Here is a 17,235-nt window from a genome sequence, read left to right as displayed (position 1 = left end):
AGCCCTGCGCCCAAAGGTCACCCGCCGACGGCGAACACACCCACCCCGTTGGCGACCGCCCGCTCCGACCCGTCCGAGGGGTGGTTCCGCACGACGGGCGCCCCGCCCCCGGCACCGCGCGCCACCAGGGCCGAGGACCCGCCGCCGTCCGTCCCGAGCGCGTCCGAGGCCCCCAGCCGTCCCAGCTCCGCGGCCACCTCGGCGACCGTCAGCCCGGACCGGTACGCCGCCGAGCCGTCCAGGGCGAGCAGCAGCAGCCGCTTCCCGCCGTCCGCGATGCCCAGCGCCGTGCGGACCGTCGACGCCGAGTCGTCCAGCCCCGGCAGATTCCGGCCGTCCCGGCGCAGTACCGCGCCGCCGACGGCGAACCGGTAGGGCGCGCCCGCCTTCGCCGCCACGAGCCGCTGTTCCACGGTGACCTGCTCGCCCACCGACAGCTTGCGCAGCCACTGGGCTCCCGCCTCGCGCCCCACCAGCACCGTCGTGCTCTCGGCGACCGCCCCGGAACCGGGGGAGTCCGCCGTCGAGACGACCCGTCCGTCGCGCACGGTGACCTCGTAGGTGTCCGATGCGCAGGGCGCCGCACGCGAGCTGTCCGTGCCGCACACCGCCCGCCGCCGCGAGGCACTGCCCCAGTCGGCGGTGTACGCCCCGACCGAGCCCTCGGGCAGCGCGTACTGGTTGAGCCCGCGCAGCGGCAGCGATCCGTCGGCCGCCGAGCGCACCGTCCCGGACAGGGACAGCCGGTCCAGCCGCGCGAGTTCGTCGGTGCCGACGCCGAGCACGTCCTCGGTGCTGCCCCCCGAGGGCAGCGCCGGACCGAAGCGCTGGGCGCGCGGCACCGCCGCCTTCAGGGGCCGGCCGTCCGCCACCGCCGGGCCGACCGGGGCGCCGGTCACCGGCACCCCCGGGTGCTGGGCCTCGCTGATGTGGAAGAAATCGCCGTTGACACCGGCGACGGCCCCCGCGGAGGCGGCCATCCGCGACACGGAGGCACGGGCGGCGACGGACCCCGGGTAGAGCAGGTCGACACGGACGTGCGGATCGGCCAGGTCGACGGTGAGCAGATGGACGTGGGCCGTCCCGTGGGCGGCGGCGAGGTCGAAGTCCCGGTAGGTGACACCGGGCGAGACCTCGCTCGCGCGCTGTACGGCGCCGGCGGGCGCCGCGCCCGCGAGGGTGGCGCCGGCCAGCGTGCCGAGGACGGAGAGCTGGGCGAGAACGGTGGTGAGCCGGGCCCCGGGGCGGATCCCGAACCGCCCACTGGGTCTGATCCGGAGCCGGGCTCCGGTCCGGAAATGCCGGTAACGCGTCACGAGTACCCCCTGGGAACTGGTGGCTGCCTGGCCGTCCGCACACATGTGCTGACGTATCGTCAACTCACCGGCTCATCACAGGAATAAGCCGGGAGGGCGAGGGGCAGTCCACCAGACGGGGGCGACGCGCACGGCGGCTACGCGTCGACGACGCGGGAACGGATCAGAAAACGCACTCCTTCGGGTGCCTCCAGGGAGAACCCGCTGCCGCGTCCCGGAACGACGTCCACGATCAGCCGGGTGTGCGCCCACACCTCGTACTGGCTGCGGGACATCCAGAACCCGACCGGCTCGCCGACTCCGTCCACCTCCAGCTCGGCGAGCAGCACGTCCGAGCCGCCGGTGCGGAACTCGCCCTCCGGATAGCACATGGGGGCGCTGCCGTCGCAGCAGCCGCCCGACTGGTGGAACATGAGCGGCCCGTGCTCCGCCCGGAGCCGCCGCAGCAGCTCCCCGGCGGCGGGCGTCAGCGCCACCCGCGGCACGCTCTCCACGTCCCGGTCGGCGTCCTCCATGAGGTCACTCCCGTCCTTCGTCCCCGGCATCCCGGCACCCCGGTGGGCACGGTGGTGCCACGGCTCCCGCACGCGATTGAACGCCGCGGCAGGTTGCACGGAGGTTGCGACCGGGGCGGGCGGCCGGGGCGTGCCCCCGGGCCGGGGCGTGCCCCCGGCCCGGACGAGAGCTGCGGCCCGGACGCGTACCCCGGGCCGCACGGCCGTGGCGTAAACCCGCCGCCGCCATCCGAGTGGGGCCGACCGGCCCTCGCGGGTACCCGGGGAACCCACGCAAGGTGGAACCGTCCGCCCCGACCCGGAAGGCCCCCCATGCCCCCCGACGACACCACCCCGCCGCCCACCGCCCTCACCGAGGAGGACCTCGCCGCCCTCGACGCCCACTGGCGCGCGGCCAACTACCTCGCCGTCGGCCAGATCTACCTCATGGCCAACCCGCTGCTCACCGAGCCGCTGCGCCCCGAACACGTCAAGCCTCGGCTGCTGGGCCACTGGGGCACCTCGCCCGGCCTCAACCTCGTCCACACCCACCTCAACCGCGTCATCCGCGACCGCGACCTCGACGCCCTCTGCATCTGGGGCCCCGGCCACGGCGGCCCCGCCGTCGTCGCCAACAGCTGGCTGGAGGGCTCGTACACCGAGACCTATCCCGACGTCACCCGTGACGCCGCCGGCATGGCCCGCCTCTTCAAGCAGTTCTCCTTCCCCGGCGGCATCCCCAGCCACGTCGCCCCCGAGACCCCCGGCTCGATCCACGAGGGCGGCGAACTCGGCTACGCCCTCTCCCACGCCTACGGCGCCGCCCTCGACAACCCCGGCCTCCTCGTCACCTGCGTGATCGGCGACGGCGAGGCGGAGACCGGGCCGCTCGCCGCCTCGTGGCACTCCAACAAGTTCCTCGACCCCGTCCACGACGGCGCCGTCCTGCCCGTTCTCCACCTCAACGGCTACAAGATCGCCAACCCCACGGTCCTGGCCCGCCTCCCCGAGGAGGAACTCGACGAACTGCTGCGCGGCTACGGCCACGACCCCCTCCACGTCACCGGCGAGGACCCCGCCGCCGTCCACCGCGCGATGGCCGGCGCGATGGACACCGCCCTGGACCGCATCACCGCCCTCCAGCGCGCCGCCCGTGAGGACGGCGTCACCGAGCGCCCCCGCTGGCCGATGATCGTGCTGCGCACCCCCAAGGGCTGGACCGGGCCCGCCGAGGTCGACGGCCTCCCCGTCGAGGGCACCTGGCGCGCCCACCAGGTCCCGCTCGCCGCAGTCCGCGACAACCCCGAGCACCTGCGCCAACTGGAGAGCTGGCTGCGCTCCTACCGCCCCGAGGAACTGTTCGACGCCCAGGGCGCGCCCCGGCCCGAGGTCCTGGCCTGCGTCCCGGAGGGGGAGCGCCGCCTCGGCGCGACCCCGCGCGCCAACGGCGGTCTGCTGCTGCGCACACTGCCGCTGCCGCCTCTGGAGAAGCACGCCGTCCCCGTCGACAAGCCCGGCGCCACCCTGCACGAACCCACCCGCGTCCTCGGCGACCTCCTCGAGGACGTCATGGCCGCCACCGCCGAACGCCGCGACTTCCGCCTCGTCGGCCCCGACGAGACCGCCTCCAACCGCCTCCAGGCCGTCTACGAGGCCAGCGGCAAGGCGTGGCAGGCGGAGACCCGCCCCGTGGACGAGAACCTCGACCGGCACGGCCGGGTGATGGAGATCCTCTCCGAACACACCTGCCAGGGCTGGCTGGAGGGCTACCTCCTCACCGGCCGGCACGGGCTGTTCTCCTGCTACGAGGCCTTCGTCCACATCGTCGACTCGATGGTCAACCAGCACGTCAAATGGCTGCGCACCACCCGCCGCCTGGACTGGCGCGCCCCCATCGCGAGCCTCAACTACCTGCTCACCTCACACGTCTGGCGACAGGACCACAACGGCTTCTCCCACCAGGACCCCGGCTTCGTCGACCACATCCTCAACAAGAGCCCCGAAGCCGTACGGGTCTACTTCCCGCCGGACGCCAACACCCTGCTCTCGGTCGCCGACCACGCCCTGCGCAGCAGGAACTACGTCAACGTGATCGTCGCCGGCAAGCAGCCCTGCTTCGACTGGCTGAGCATGGAGGAGGCCCGCGTCCACTGCGCCCGCGGCCTCGGCGTCTGGGACTGGGCGGGCACCGAGGACGGCACCCGGGAACCCGACGTGGTGCTCGCCTGCGCGGGGGACGTCCCCACCCAGGAGACCCTCGCCGCCGCCCAGTTGCTCCGCGGCCACCTGCCCGACCTCGCCGTCCGCGTGGTCAACGTCGTCGACATCGCCCGGCTGCTCCCCGCCGAGGAACACCCGCACGGCATGAGCGACTTCGAGTACGACGGCGTCTTCACCTCCGACAAGCCGGTGATCTTCGCCTACCACGGCTACCCGTGGCTCATCCACCGCCTCGCCTACCGCCGCGACGGCCACGAGCACCTGCACGTGCGCGGCTACAAGGAGCGCGGCACCACGACCACCCCGTTCGACATGGTCGTCCAGAACGACCTCGACCGGTACCGCCTGGTCATGGACGTCATCGACCGCGTCCCCGGCCTCGCCGTCCGTGCCGCCGCCGTCCGCCAGGAGATGCAGGACGCCCGGCTGCGGCACCACGAGTGGATCCGCGAGCACGGGGTGGACCTGCCGGAGGTGGCGGACTGGACCTGGGACGGCTGAGCCGGCGGCCTCCGCCCGCCGGGGTGCGTCAGGCGCGGAAGTAGTGCCCCGCGTCCAGGTCCTCGACGAGGCTCGGCCCGCTCGGCGTCCAGCCCAGCAGTTCCTGGGTGCGCGTGCTCGAGGCGAGGATGTCCAGGGCGAAGATCGGGCCGATCCAGCCGAAGTGGTCCTGGACGTCCTCGGGCGCGATCGAGGCGACGGGGACGCCCAGCCCCCGCCCGATGGCCTCCGCGATCTCCCGCGTGGGGACGCCCTCCTCGCCCACCGCGTGCAGGAGCGTCCCCGCCGGGGCCTTCTCCAGTCCCAGGCGGGTGATCCGCGCCGCGTCCGAGCGGTGCACCGCGGGCCAGCGGTTCGTGCCCTCGCCGACGTAGCCCGCGACTCCCTTCTCCCGGGCGACGGCGGTCAGGACCGCGAGGAAGCCGTGGTCGCCCTCGCCGTGCACGGTGGTGGAGTAGCGCACGCTCACCGTGTGCACGCCGCGGCCGACGTACTCCAGCGCGAGGTTCTCGCTGCCGCCCCGGGGGGAGTCCGGGCCGTGGAACGGCGACGGGTCCTCCTCGGTCACCTTGCGGCCCTGCGACATGCCGGCGACGCCGGAGGCCAGCAGGAAGGGGCGGCCCGAACCGGTGAGGGCGTCGCCGATCGTCCGTACGGCCTCCCGTTCGGCGCGGGCGGTGTCGGCGGGGCGGGTGAAGTCGTGCTTGTTGGCGAGGTGGATGACGGCCTCGGCGGCCTCGGCGCCCGCCCGGATGCCGTCGAGGTCGTCGAGGTCACCGCGGCGGACCCGGACGCCCTTCGCGGCGAGCGAGGCGGCCGAGGCCTCGGAGCGGGCGAGCCCCTCCACCTCGTGGCCCGCGGCCAGCAGCTCGTCGACCACGGCAGAACCGATCCAGCCGGAAGCTCCGGTGACGAAAACGCGCATGGGAATGGTCTCCTTCGAGGCTCACCAGGGAGCCGTGGAACAAGTGACGTCAGTGACTGACGTCGGTCGCTGACATCACTGTAGCTCTTATGTCAGTACCTGTCATCACTAGACTGAGCCGCATGGTGCGCTGGGAACCCGGGACACGGGAACGACTGCAGGCGGCGGCGATGGACCTCTACACGAGCCGCGGCTACGAGAGGACCACCGCCGCGGACATCGCGCAGGCCGTCGGCCTCACCGAGCGGACCTTCTTCCGCCACTTCGCCGACAAGCGCGAGGTGCTGTTCGGCGGCCAGGAACTGCTGGAGAAGGCGCTCCTCGACGGCGTGGCCGCGGCGGCACCGGACGCCTCACCGTTCGAGACGGTCCGGTCAGCCCTGACCGCCCTGGCCCCGCACTTCTCGGACGAACGCCGCCCCTTCTCCCGGCAGCGGCAGGCGATCGTCGAGGAGAACCCCGCCCTGCGCGAACGCGAACTGCTGAAGGCGGCGGGCCTGGCCACGTCCATGACCGCCGCCCTCCGCGCCCGCGGCGTCCCCGAGGTGACCGCCCGCCTCGCCGCGCAGTCCGGGGTGACGGTCTTCGGCGTGGCCTTCGGCGTCTGGGTCGCCGAGGGCGAGGAGCGGCTGTTCCAGGACATCCAGCGAGAGGTGTGGAACGAACTCGTCGCGCTGGCCGCCGACGAGGCGTGACGGGCGGCACCCGGACTGCCGCGGCTTGCCACCGGGCTCCGGTCGCCACCGCGCCACGGTTCCTTGGAGCCCCTGGTCGAAGCTATCCCGCCGCGCGCGCCACGAACACCGCCCATTGGCCCCGGCCGACGCGCAGCATCGGTCCGTCACCCGTAATCTTCGAGTCCCGTACGTACACGGCGTCCAGGGCGGCAGCCACCTCCACGCAGTTCCCGCCGTCCGATCCGCTGTAGCTGCTCCTGAACCAGTGCAGCCCGTCCACGTGCTCGGCCATCTGCTCCACGCTCATGTCTCTCCCGCCATCCGCTCGATGAGTCGTGCAGATTCCTCGACGTTCAAGGCCTGCGATCGCAGCTTGCCATATCGCAAGGCGAAGGTACTGACCTCGGCGGGCTCTGTGAGGACGCATCCGACACCTTGGGATTCGAAGTAGCCGAGGTGCTTGTGCTCGCGCGTCTCCACCACCACGAATGGACCGTTCTTGCCGGGGTGGAAGCCGCGCATGGCGGGCATGACCTGTACCTCCACGTTCCGCAGCGCAGCCAGCTCCAGCAGTTGAAGCCACTGTGCACGCATCACCTCCGGGCAGCCCACCGGATCGCGCAGTGCCTCCTCGTTGATGATGAACGACAACTCCGCGAGTGGTAGCCGCGTCGGCAGCTTCTGCCGACTCAGGCGTGCCTCGGTGCGCTGGTCGATGACATCTTCGCCGAGCGGCGGGCAGTGACCAGCAAACAGGGCCCGTGCATACTCCTCCGTCTGCAACAACCCCGGCACCAGTTGTGGTTCGTAGTCGAACCGGCTCACCGCCTCCGCCTCCATGAGCGCGAAGTTACGGAAAAAGCGCGGCAGTTTCGCCCGGTCCACCTCGTCCTGGAGCACCTCCAGCACTCCGCCCGCCTCCAGCACCCGGTCCGCGGCGCGCGTGAACGCCGCCTTGGCCGGGCGCCGGCCCTGCTCCACCGAGCCGACCTGCGGGGCCGGGGACGGGAGCTGAGTGATTGTGGCCTGCTCCAGGGAGTAGCCGATGGCCTCACCGAACTGCTGCTGGTTCAACCCGGCCCGCTTCCGCAGATGCTGGAGCAATCTCCCGTACGCAGCCCACGCCCCCGGAAGGTCACCCCCGCCCTCGTCCTTCCTGTTCGCCACCCGACCGCCGCCGCCCCGCGTCTCCCGCACCGTACTCACGGCCCTCACGCCCTTTCCGCCCGCATTCACACCCGCTCCCGGGCCATGTCCAACGCGAGCCGCGCGCACGGGGACACGTGAGCGAAGCCGTACAACGCCCGTACAAAAACGGGTGGGACACCGCCGCCCCGGCCCGTACCGTGGGGACCTTCGGACGGCGTCGGCCTCCGGAGTCCCTGAGGTGACCCATCTAGATGACGAGTCATTCGACGAGCGATCCCACCGAACCCCCCGTGCACGAGGTGTGGAGCGTGTCCGCCGCCGACATCCGGCAAGGACGCAAAGCACTGTGCTGGAGCGTCGGACCGGACTGCGAACTCTCGGTCCTGCTGGTCCATCGGCGGTACCTGGAACAAACCCCCTACATCAAGGGTTGGGTCGGATGGCGGCCGGCAGGCGCCTGCCCCGGTGAGCTGGTCACCGTCACGGGACAGGGGGAGCGGCGCATCACGGTGGAAAACATTGGCGTCTGGTCCAGTCACCTGGCCCTACTCCCGAACTCACGGTTCCTACTGGTGAGCGGACGTACGGCACGGAACAGGACCAGCGGTGTCTGGGCGCCCAACGCCGTGGTCTACTCCGCGTCGGGCGCACCCGAGGGGCAGTTCTGCATCGGCGACGACGTCCGCACTCTCGTGAGCGACCGCCACGGACGGGTCTGGACGACCCATGGGGACGAAGGCATCTTCGGGGGACACCCCGAGTCCGCGGCCGGACTCGCCGGTTGGGACACCGACGGCCGTGCGCTGTGGAGTCCACGGGGCCGGCTGCCCCAGCCTGCGCTGGAAGGCTGCACGGCCGCGACCGACGGCGAGGAGGTATGGCTGGCCTGGTACACGGGCAGCGGCAGTCGAGGCACCTACCTCACCCGCGTCTCCCCGGCCACCGGCGAAACGGTGACGTACCCCTGTCCCGTCAGCGACCCTGACGGGTTCGCGGTCCACGGCAACCGGGCGGTATTGACCCGTCGCGACCACAATCAGCGCACCGTCACGCTCGACCGCGCCGAACTCGGCGACACCACCTGGACGGTGACCGACAGGCGCGTACTCGACGTTCCCGGCCGGGTCGTCCTCCGCTGCGGTCAGGGCCGCGACGGCACGCTTTGGCTCCGCGCGGGTGATACCTGGCTGCGCATCACGGTGTGACGGGCTGAGCCCGACGTGCTCAGTGGGCTGTGATTGCGCCGTGCGGCGTCCCGTCGTACTCGGTGACGACCGCACGGCGTCCGGGCCGTGCTTCCGTACCCGTACGACGCCCGTACCGCGCTGTCCGGCACGCGCCTCCGACCCCGCCGGTGCGCCAGTGCGACCGGATGGATACGGCTTGACGCCAGCAGGATGACCGTCAGGGCCGGCCCGGGTACTCGGGCCGGTGGTCCGCCGACTCGGTCGGCGGACCACCGGGGAAGGTCGAAGTCAGTCGCCCGCTATGAACAGGTAATAGCTCCTGTCCCTGGCGAATCGTGCGGCTTCGAGAATGTCGTCGATCACTCGGGACGGCGCTTCCAACGCTTCCAACTCTTCGACCAGTCCTGCGAGTTGGAGTCTGTTGAACGTTGTGTCCCCGTGAACCATGACACCGCGGCGCATGCTGTCCGGGGGCGCGGAAGTGCACGCGTTCCTGGCAGTGCACTCCGTGTCATCAGGCAGGTAACTGATTTGCCTGCCTCGGCGATCCAGTACGTAGATCCCGAGTCCCATGTCGCCTTTCCTACCCCGTCGCCCCGCGCCTCCCTCCGGTCCGAGAGGCCGGTGGTCGTCGGCCTCAGCCCTCCACCCTCCGCCGGTACACCACCGCCTGCCACGGGGCCAGGGTGAGGTCGGGGGGTGGGGGAGCGAGGTTGGTGAGGAGGAGGTCGGCGGAGGACCAGGCGGGGGCGTCCGGGAGGTCGGGTTTCACCGGGGTACCGGTGAAGTTGCCGAGGACCAGGAGTTCGGTCGCCCCGAGGCGGCGGGTGAAGGCGTAGACGCGTTCGTCGTGCGGCAGGAGCATGCGGAAGTCACCGTCGGCCACGGCCGGTTCGGTGTGCCGCAGTTCGATCAGCCTGCGGTAGTAGTGGTAGACGGAGTCGGGGTCCTCGTACTGGGCGGCGGCGTTGATCCGGTCGTGGTTGGGGTTGACGGCGAGCCAGGGCCGGCCGGTGGTGAAACCGGCGTGCGGCGAGGTGTCCCACTGCATCGGTGTGCGCGCGTTGTCGCGCCCCCGGGCGCGCAGCACGGTCAGCACCTCCTCCGGCGTACGGCCCTCCTTCCGCGTCGCCTCGGCGTACTGTCCGAGCGCCTCGATGTCGCGGAAGTCGGCGATGGTCTCGAACGGGTGGTTCGTCATGCCGAGTTCCTCGCCCTGGTACACGTAGGGCGTGCCGCGGTGCAGGTGCAGTACGGTGCCGAGCATCTTCGCGGAGGCGACGCGGTGGGCGGGGCCGTCGTCGCCGTAGCGAGAGACGGCGCGGGGCTGGTCGTGGTTGTTCCAGTAGAGGCTGTTCCAGCCGCGTTCGGCGAGGCCCGCCTGCCAGCGTCCGAGGATGGCCTTGAGACGGGTGAGTTTCAGCGGGACGAGCTGCCACGGGTCCTCGCCCCGGTCGGCCCAGACATGGTCGAACTGGAAGACCATGTCGAGTTCGCGCCGCCGCGGATCGGTGAAGAGGACGGCCTCCTCGATGGTCACGCCGGGCATCTCGCCGACGGTGAGCACCGCGTCCCGGCCGGCGAAGACCCGCTCGTGCATCTCCTGCAGGAACTCGTGGACGCGCGGGCCGTTGACGTAGCCGGCCGCGCCGTCGGGGAAGACCCCGCGGTCCGACACCCGGCCGTCGGGGAGCGCGGGGTCCTTGGAGATCATGTTGATGACGTCCATCCGGAAGCCGTCCACTCCGCGGTCCAGCCACCACCGCATCATCGTGTACACCGCCTCGCGGACCTGCTCGTTCTCCCAGTTCAGGTCGGGCTGCTTGCGGGAGAACAGATGCAGGTAGTACTCGCCGGTGCGCGCGTCGAACTCCCAGGCCGACCCGCCGAAGGCGGCGGCCCAGTTGGTCGGTTCGGCACCGGGCGCCCCGGGCTCCATGCCCTCGCGGGGCGGCCGCCACCAGTACCAGTCGCGCTTGGGGGAGGCCTTGCCGCTGCGGCTCTCCAGGAACCACGGGTGCTCGTCGGAGCTGTGGTTGACCACCAGGTCCATGATCAGCCGCATGCCGCGCGCGTGGACGCCGGCGAGCAGCTCGTCGAAGACGTCGAGATCGCCGAAGAGGGGGTCGATGTCCTGGTAGTCGCTGATGTCGTAGCCGTTGTCGTCCTGCGGGGAGGGGTAGACGGGCGAGAGCCAGAGGACGTCCACGCCGAGGCCGGCGAGGTGGTCCAGGTGGCCGATGATGCCGCGCAGGTCCCCGACGCCGTCACCGTCGGCGTCAGCGAAACTGCGGGGGTAGATCTGGTAGACGACAGCGCTCTTCCACCAGGGATCCATCGTGCTGCATCCTTCCCTCGGGTCGCCGCCGCGGAGTCCTCCGGGGCGGCCGGTCCGTTCTCGCTCGGGCACGGCACGCACCGCCGACGCGCCCGTCGGCGGTGCGTGCCGCGGCTCTCCGGCCTAACTCACGGTCATGTGGTCGATGTTGGCCGCGCTGTCCCCGGTGTCGTACTGGAGCCTCACCGTCGCCCCGTCGGGGACGGACACGCGGACGGTGGTGTCGGCGAAGGTGGAGTTCCAGTTCCCGGTGTACGGGAAGTGCACCTTCCGGGCGAAGCGGCCGTCGATGTACAGGCTGAGCTTGGCTCCCTTGTTGGCACTGGCCGTCCTGAAGGTCAGTGACGTGGCCGCCGCCACGTTGTGGAACTCCAGGCCCGCCCCGGCCTTGTCGATGCTTCCGACGAGCTGCCCGTCGGAGGCGGCGGCGGCCGACTCGTTCCGGGCCGTGCCGTACTTCTGGCCGGTCTCCGCCTCGATCCTCCCCGACAGCCTCTGCGCGGCCAGGGTGTACGTCATCGCCGCGAGGCCGGAGGCCACCCCGGTGGAGCGCCCGTCGGTGAGGGTCCTGTCGAACTGGGCCGAGGGGAGGTCATCGGTGCGGTGGTCGTAGGCCGACTGGGCGTTGTCGCCGAGCCAGCCGAGGTAGGCGTCCTGGCCGCCGAGGGTGATGAACTTGTACAGCCCGCGCAGGAAGATGCCCTTGAAGACGACCTCGTAGTCGTTGACCGCGCCGGGCCGGTACAGGCCCCTCCCGCCGACGTCGTCCTCGTGGACGATGATCTGCTTGCTCCCGGTGGTGAAGTGGGACCGGGCGAAGTCGGCGACCTTCCGGCCGTCGGCGAGGTAGGTGTCGTCCTTCGTGAGGTCGTAGAGGTTGGCGCCCAGCTCCAGGAAGACACCGGCGTTGTAGGTGTACAGGTTGTCGTCCCACTCACGCCCGGAGAAGGAGTTCTCGAAGCCGCCGTCCGGCCGCAGGAAGCTCTTCTTCAGCCAGGCGTAGGTGTCCTGCGCGATCTGCAGGTACGTCCTGTCGGTGTTCAGCGGGTTGTTGTGCACCGTGGCGTCCGGGTAGTAGCGGGCCAGTTCGGCGGCCGCTATGGCGAAGCCGTTGGAGGGCACGTCCTTCTGGTCCTTGGTGCCGCGTTCCCGCCAGAAGCCGCCGCCGTGGGCGTCGTCGTAGTAGTCGCGGTAGAAGAAGTCGACGTGCCACTTCGCCTGGTCGCGCATGTGCCGGTCGCCCGTGGCCTCGTAGGCGTCGAGGGCGAACTGGATCGCCCAGGAGTAGTCGTCGTTCCAGTCCGTGTCGTTGCCGATCCAGCACTTCGGGTTCCCGAAGCGGTCGGTCGAGTGCGTGTTCTCGTAGCGGTAGTAGGCCTCGCTGATCTTGTCCTTCCACCGGCCGGTCAGCCGTGAGGCGTCGGTGAGGGTCTGGCGGTCGAAGGAGGACTCCCAGAAGTGGATGGCGGCGGGGTTGGACAGGGAGGTCTTGAAGTCGCCCCCGTCGTAGTAGTGGGAGAGGAAGGAGTCCGTGGTCCTGACGAGGTCGGCGCGGGTGAACGTGGCGGCCGCGTGCTTGGTCGTGGCGTGCGCGGTCGCGGCGTCCGGGGCCGTGGCGTTCGCCGTTCCCGCGTGCGCCGTCCTCGCGCTCGCGGTCGTGGCGCTCGCGAGGAGACCGCCGGTGAGCATCGCGGACGTGAGCACGATGCCGGTCGCTCTCAACGCATGGGTTCGGTACCTCATGGGGTGCGCTCCCTGTCTGTCGCCGAACGGGCCGCCGCACGGCGGACCGTTCCCTGGGGGGTGGTGGGGGTGGTGCGTACGGGGGAGGTGGAGAAGGGGAAGGGAATGCGGAGGAGGGGTGCGGAGGGGGGCGGAGGGTGGTCAGCCCTTGATGCCGCCGGCGGTCAGGCCGCTCACGATGCGGCGCTGCAGCAGCAGGACGACGGCGATCAGGGGCACGGTGACGACGAGACCGGCGGCCATCGTCTGGGTGTAGGGGACGATGTGCGGCCCCGCGGTGAAACCGGCGATGGCCACGGTGGACGGCGCCACGTCCGTGGAGCCGTTGGACAGCACGCTGGACAGCAGGTACTCGTTCCACGAGGCGAGGAAGACCAGGATCGCCGTGGTGAACAGGGCGGGGGCGGCCAGCGGCAGGATGACCAGGCGGAAGGCCTGCCGGGAGGTGGCGCCGTCCACTCGGGCCGCCTCCTCGAGGTTCCAGGGCATGTCGGCGAAGAAGCTGGTCAGCGTGTAGACGGCGAGCGGAAGGGAGAAGGAGATCTGCGGCAGGGCCAGCGCCTGGTAGGTCCCCAGCCAGTGCCAGTCGCTGAACAGCTGGAACAGCGGGGTCAGGATCGCGACGCCGGGGAACATGGAGGCCCCGAGGATCACCGTCAGGACGAGCCCCTTGCCGCGGAACGTCAGCCGGGCCAGCGCGTAGGCGGCGAAGACACCGATCACCATGGACACGGCGGTGACCACCGTGCCGATGAGGAGGCTGTTCACCAACGAGCGCGTGAAGGCGTTGTAGCGGTCGTCGAACGCGTACCGGAAGTTGTCCAGGGTGACGTGACTGAACCACAGGTCCGTGGAGAAGGTGTGGTCGTTGTCGCGGAACGCCAGCACGAGCATCCAGTAGAACGGCGCCAGGCACCACACGAGGATGACGGCCGTGGTCAGGGCGGTGCCGATCGTGCTCCAGCGGATGTTGCGGTGCCCTCGCGCGTGAGGCGCCTTCGCAGCGGGGGCCGCGGATGCGGTGCTCGTGGTCATCTCAGCTCACCGCCTTCGCCCGTGCGCCGAACAGGTTGGCGTTGAGCAGGCGGACCAGCCCGAACGCGATGACGAAGATCAGCACGAAGGTGATCGTGGACAGGGCGGAGGCCGAATTGGCGCCCCTGGTGAGCTGGTTGACGACGAGGACGGAGCTGGTCGTCGTCCCGTTGGAGCCGCCGGTCAGGATCTTCGGCAGGTCGTACATGCGCAGGGTGTCCAGAGCGCGGAAGACGACGGCGACCGCCAGGGCCGGTCTCACCAGCGGCAGCGTCACGTTGGTGAAGCGCCGCCAGGCACCCGCGCCGTCGATCCTCGCCGCCTCGTACGTCTCCGCGGGGATGTTCTGCAGTCCCGCGAGGATCAGCAGTGCGATGAAGGGCGTGGTTTTCCAGGTGTCCGCGACGACGATCGCGGACCGGGCCGGCCACAGCGAGGACGTCCACGCGTAGTGGGTGCCGAGGAGCTTGTTGACCACGCCCTGCGGGTCGAACATGACCTGCCACAGCTTGGACGTGACGGCCGTGGGGATCGCCCACGGCACGAGGATCGCCACCCGCACCATGGCACGGCCGCGGAAGGCGCGGTGCATCGTCAGCGCGAACACCATGCCGATGACGGTCTCCAGCGTGCAGGCGACCACGGTGAACCCCACCGTGACCCCGACCGAACCCCAGAACTGCGAACCCAGGGCCCCGCTCGGGCAGGAGGTCCAGCCGCCCTCGGGCGTGGCGCATCGCTGCAGCAGCCAGTGCGTGTAGTTGTGCAGCCCGAACCAGTTGCCGCCCGAGTCGAACATGCCGGTCGCGCGGTCGAGCCCCGGGTCGGTCAGGAAGGACTGGTAGACGGCCTTGAGGACGGGATAGCCGACGACGAGCGCCAGCAGCAGGACGGCGGGCGCGATCAGCAGGTACGCCGTGCGCGCCTCCCCGGGACGGCGGGCGCCCCGGCGGGGAGCGCGTCCTTTCCGGGACGGACGGCGCCGGTCGTTCCCGGGTTCCTCGGCGGTTCTTCGTTCCGTGTGACCGGCTACGGCCATGGCTGCTCCTTGCGGTGGGGGGCACCGTCCGACGTCGTGACCTGGGGAAGGGGCGGGGTGGGGCGGGCAGGGGCCGAGGGGGCCCGCCCCGCGGTCAGCCGCCGGCGGTGGCGGACTTGATGGCCGCCTGCATGTCCTTCAGCGCCTGCGCGGTGGTGGTCCGCCCCTGCAGCGCCGCGTAGGTGTTGGTCTCGATCGCCTCGGTGACCCCCGGGTAGAACGGGGTGATGGGGCGCGGCACCGCCGTCTCGATGCTCTTGAGCAGGTCGGGCAGGTAGGTGAACTTCTTCACGAGCTTCGGGTCGCTGTACATCGAGGTGAGGACCGGCGCCAGCGTGCCGACGGTCAGGTTGTTGCGCTGGACGGTGTCGGACTCGATGAACCTCAGGAAGTCCAGGGCGGTCGCCTGGTGCTCGGAGTAGGCGCTGATGCCCAGGTTGTGGCCGCCCAGTGTGGAGGCGCCGTGACCGTCGGGGCCCGGCAGCGGCGCGACACCGTACTTGCCGGCGACCTTGGAGTCCTTGCCGTCCAGGATGGCCACCGCGTAGGGCCAGTTGCGCATGAACATGAGCTGTCCGGAGCGGAAGGCGTTCACGGTCTGCGTCTCCTGGAAGCCGAGCGCCTCCTTGGGGATGTAGCCGTCCTTGAAGCCCTTGACCAGGAAGTCGAGCCCGGCGGCGGACTTGGGTGAGTCGACCGTCGCGGTGCGCCCGTCCGATCCGACGATCTTGCCGCCGGTGGCGTTGATCGCCTCGGCGGCGTTCACCGTCAGCCCTTCGTACTTGGCGAACTGGCCCGCGTAGCAGGCGGGCCGGTCACCGGTGATGGTCCCCTCGGCGGTTCTGCCCTCGCAGTTCCCGAGCAGTTCCTTCCACGTGGTGGGCGCGGAGTCGACCATGTCGGTGCGGTAGTAGAGCAGCCCGCCGTCGGAGCCGTACGGTGCCGCGTAGAGCGTGCCGTTGTAGGTGGCCGACTTCACGGTCGCGGGGAGCAGCCTGCGGGTGTCCAGGGTGTGCCGTCCGGTGAGCGGCACGATCCAGCCCCGGGCCGCGAACTCCGCCGTCCACACCACGTCCACGGTGACGACGTCGTAGCCGGGGTCCTTCGCCTGGAAGTGCTGCTCCAGATCGGCCAGTTGCTGGTCGGCCTGGTCGGACTGCTGCTTGATCGTCACCTTCTCGTCGGGGTGCGCCCTGTTCCACTCGTCGGCGATGAACGGCAGGACGCCGCTGTTGTCCTTGCCCGTGACGAAGGTGATCGGCCCCCGGCCGTCCGCTCCCCGCGTCGAACCGCCGCTGTCTCCGTCCGCGCCGCAGCCGGCCAGGACCAGTGTCGCGCCGAGCGCGCCCGCCACGGCCGCGACCTTCCTTGCACGCATGAGCCGCTCTCCTTCGCCCAAGGAATCGATACGATTCGACGATGTTCCGAGCACGCTAAAGTCACGCCTCGGGGGTGTCAACGGTGCGGGAGAAGGCTCGCGTTACGGAAGGGCAACGAATCAGCGAGGTTCGGGGGCCGGTCCGGAACTCGCCCGGACCACCAGTTCCCCGTCGAACAGCATCTGCGAGGGAGCGCCGAGCTGCTGCCCCTCGATACGCCGGATCAGCATCTCGGCGGCCGCCTTGCCCATGTCGGCGGCGACCGGCCCCACCGTGGTCATGGTCGGCGTCGTCATCAGCGCGGCCTGGGCCGGCATGTCGACGCACACCACCGAGAAGTCCTCGGGGATGCGCCGGCCGCCGGCCACCGCCGCGGCCATGAGTCCGGGTGTGGCCTGCTCGTTGAACGCGATCACCGCGGTCGTCCGCGGATCCGCGGCGAGCAGTTCGGCGAACGCCTTCCGCCCGCCGTCGGTGTGGCTCTGGCAGGTCAGCGCGGTCAGCGCGACACCGGCCTCGCGCGCCGCCCGCAGCATGCCGTCCCGCAGCCGGATCGCGTTGCCGCGCCCGGAGGCGATCGTCGCGGCGTCCTGGTGAACGAAGCCCAGGTGGCGGTGACCGAGCCCCGCGAGGTGCTCGACGGCCAGCCGCGCGCACTGGTCGAAGTCGGTGTCCACGTAGTCCAGTTCGCCGGGATCGGCGTTCTGCCCCAGCATGGTGAAGATCAGCTCCGAGTTCCGCAGCACCTCGATCCGCGGGTCCTTCAGCCGGACCTCCATGAGCAGGACACCGTCCACCAGCCCCTGCTGGGCCAGCCCGGCGAGATCGTCGAGCGCGTCCGCCCCGGAGGTCCACAGCAGCAGGTGGTACCCGCGGTCCTGGGCGTGGTCGGAGGCGCCGAAGATGTACTCCATCGAGCCGAGGTTCATGCCCCGCTCGTTCTTGGGGAACAGCACCGCGATGATGTGACTGCGCTTGCTCTTGAGCCCCCGCGCGAAGACGTTCGGCCGGTAGCCCAGGTCGACCATCGCCTGCTGGATCCGCTGACGCGTGGCCTCGGAGATGGGCCGGCTGCCGGTCATGGCGTAGGAGACCGTGCTGGGCGAGACGCCCGCGCGCCGGGCCACGTCCACCATGGTCGGTACCTTGTCGCCCGCACTACGGGACATGGTCCCCTCTCATCCCGGGCCCCGGCGGCCACCCGGCGTGACCGCGCTCGGGGCGTCCACGCC

At 70.9% G+C, this 17,235-nt stretch carries 14 protein-coding genes; 3 read left to right on the top strand and 11 right to left on the bottom strand.

Features of this window, described 5'->3' with window-relative positions:
• Window positions 1–17: 17 nt before the first annotated feature.
• Both OHB09_RS04435 and OHB09_RS04430 read right to left on the bottom strand, forming a co-directional pair.
• Window positions 18–1,316 (bottom strand): phosphodiester glycosidase family protein, encoded by a 1,299-nt coding sequence (locus OHB09_RS04435; protein WP_328921631.1) that lies wholly within the window; start codon window positions 1,314–1,316, stop codon window positions 18–20.
• 137 nt (window positions 1,317–1,453) lie between these two features.
• Window positions 1,454–1,861, bottom strand: a complete 408-nt coding sequence (locus tag OHB09_RS04430; protein ID WP_381019258.1) for a DUF779 domain-containing protein — start codon at window positions 1,859–1,861, stop codon at window positions 1,454–1,456.
• Between the two features lie 282 nt (window positions 1,862–2,143).
• On the opposite strand from OHB09_RS04430, the gene OHB09_RS04425 reads away from it, so the two are divergent.
• On the top strand, window positions 2,144–4,531 hold the full coding sequence (locus tag OHB09_RS04425) for a phosphoketolase family protein (RefSeq protein WP_191852682.1): 2,388 nt from the start codon (window positions 2,144–2,146) through the stop codon (window positions 4,529–4,531).
• Between the two features lie 28 nt (window positions 4,532–4,559).
• Here the strand turns inward: OHB09_RS04425 and OHB09_RS04420 are convergent, their stop codons facing one another.
• Complete coding sequence (locus OHB09_RS04420) at window positions 4,560–5,456, bottom strand: SDR family oxidoreductase (protein ID WP_328921630.1); 897 nt, start codon at window positions 5,454–5,456, stop codon at window positions 4,560–4,562.
• A gap of 122 nt (window positions 5,457–5,578) precedes the next feature.
• Here OHB09_RS04420 and OHB09_RS04415 point away from each other — a divergent pair, with 122 nt between their 5' ends.
• A complete protein-coding gene (locus OHB09_RS04415; protein ID WP_328919197.1) occupies window positions 5,579–6,151 on the top strand; it encodes a TetR/AcrR family transcriptional regulator in 573 nt (190 codons plus the stop codon).
• A gap of 82 nt (window positions 6,152–6,233) precedes the next feature.
• Here the strand turns inward: OHB09_RS04415 and OHB09_RS04410 are convergent, their stop codons facing one another.
• Both OHB09_RS04410 and OHB09_RS04405 read right to left on the bottom strand, forming a co-directional pair.
• On the bottom strand, window positions 6,234–6,440 hold the full coding sequence (locus tag OHB09_RS04410; RefSeq protein WP_040897240.1) for a DUF397 domain-containing protein: 207 nt from the start codon (window positions 6,438–6,440) through the stop codon (window positions 6,234–6,236).
• Window positions 6,437–7,330: a helix-turn-helix domain-containing protein gene (locus tag OHB09_RS04405; RefSeq protein WP_374111727.1), complete on the bottom strand. Its 894-nt coding sequence runs from the start codon at window positions 7,328–7,330 to the stop codon at window positions 6,437–6,439. The genes OHB09_RS04410 and OHB09_RS04405 overlap by 4 nt, the downstream gene beginning before the upstream one ends.
• A 260-nt stretch (window positions 7,331–7,590) precedes the next feature.
• On the opposite strand from OHB09_RS04405, the gene OHB09_RS04400 reads away from it, so the two are divergent.
• Window positions 7,591–8,487, top strand: a complete 897-nt coding sequence (locus OHB09_RS04400; RefSeq protein WP_234525145.1) for a hypothetical protein — start codon at window positions 7,591–7,593, stop codon at window positions 8,485–8,487.
• Between the two features lie 619 nt (window positions 8,488–9,106).
• Here the strand turns inward: OHB09_RS04400 and OHB09_RS04395 are convergent.
• The 6 genes from OHB09_RS04395 to OHB09_RS04370 all read right to left on the bottom strand — a co-directional run bounded on the left by OHB09_RS04395 (window position 9,107) and on the right by OHB09_RS04370 (window position 17,172).
• Window positions 9,107–10,807: a glycoside hydrolase family 13 protein gene (locus OHB09_RS04395; protein WP_191889617.1), complete on the bottom strand. Its 1,701-nt coding sequence runs from the start codon at window positions 10,805–10,807 to the stop codon at window positions 9,107–9,109.
• Between the two features lie 123 nt (window positions 10,808–10,930).
• Entirely contained in the window at window positions 10,931–12,550 is a 1,620-nt protein-coding gene (locus OHB09_RS04390) for a glycoside hydrolase family 76 protein (protein ID WP_328921629.1), read from the bottom strand.
• A gap of 141 nt (window positions 12,551–12,691) precedes the next feature.
• The gene (locus OHB09_RS04385; protein ID WP_006144263.1) at window positions 12,692–13,585 is read right to left on the bottom strand and encodes a carbohydrate ABC transporter permease; all 894 of its coding nucleotides are present in this window, start codon (window positions 13,583–13,585) and stop codon (window positions 12,692–12,694) included.
• Window position 13,586: 1 nt separating this feature from the next.
• Window positions 13,587–14,624 carry a carbohydrate ABC transporter permease gene (locus tag OHB09_RS04380; RefSeq protein ID WP_006144264.1) on the bottom strand — a complete coding sequence of 346 codons (1,038 nt, stop codon included), beginning with the start codon at window positions 14,622–14,624 and terminating at the stop codon, window positions 13,587–13,589.
• Between the two features lie 94 nt (window positions 14,625–14,718).
• Entirely contained in the window at window positions 14,719–16,002 is a 1,284-nt protein-coding gene (locus tag OHB09_RS04375; RefSeq protein ID WP_328921628.1) for an ABC transporter substrate-binding protein, read from the bottom strand.
• A gap of 120 nt (window positions 16,003–16,122) precedes the next feature.
• Window positions 16,123–17,172: a LacI family DNA-binding transcriptional regulator gene (locus OHB09_RS04370; protein ID WP_078631340.1), complete on the bottom strand. Its 1,050-nt coding sequence runs from the start codon at window positions 17,170–17,172 to the stop codon at window positions 16,123–16,125.
• Between the last annotated feature and the right edge of the window lie 63 nt (window positions 17,173–17,235).

The organism is Streptomyces griseoaurantiacus, from assembly GCF_036189845.1.
Taxonomy (GTDB): Bacteria; Actinomycetota; Actinomycetes; order Streptomycetales; family Streptomycetaceae; genus Streptomyces; species Streptomyces griseoaurantiacus.
The sequence above is the reverse complement of the archived record's forward strand: the minus strand, read 5'-3'. Positions and strand labels throughout refer to the sequence as shown.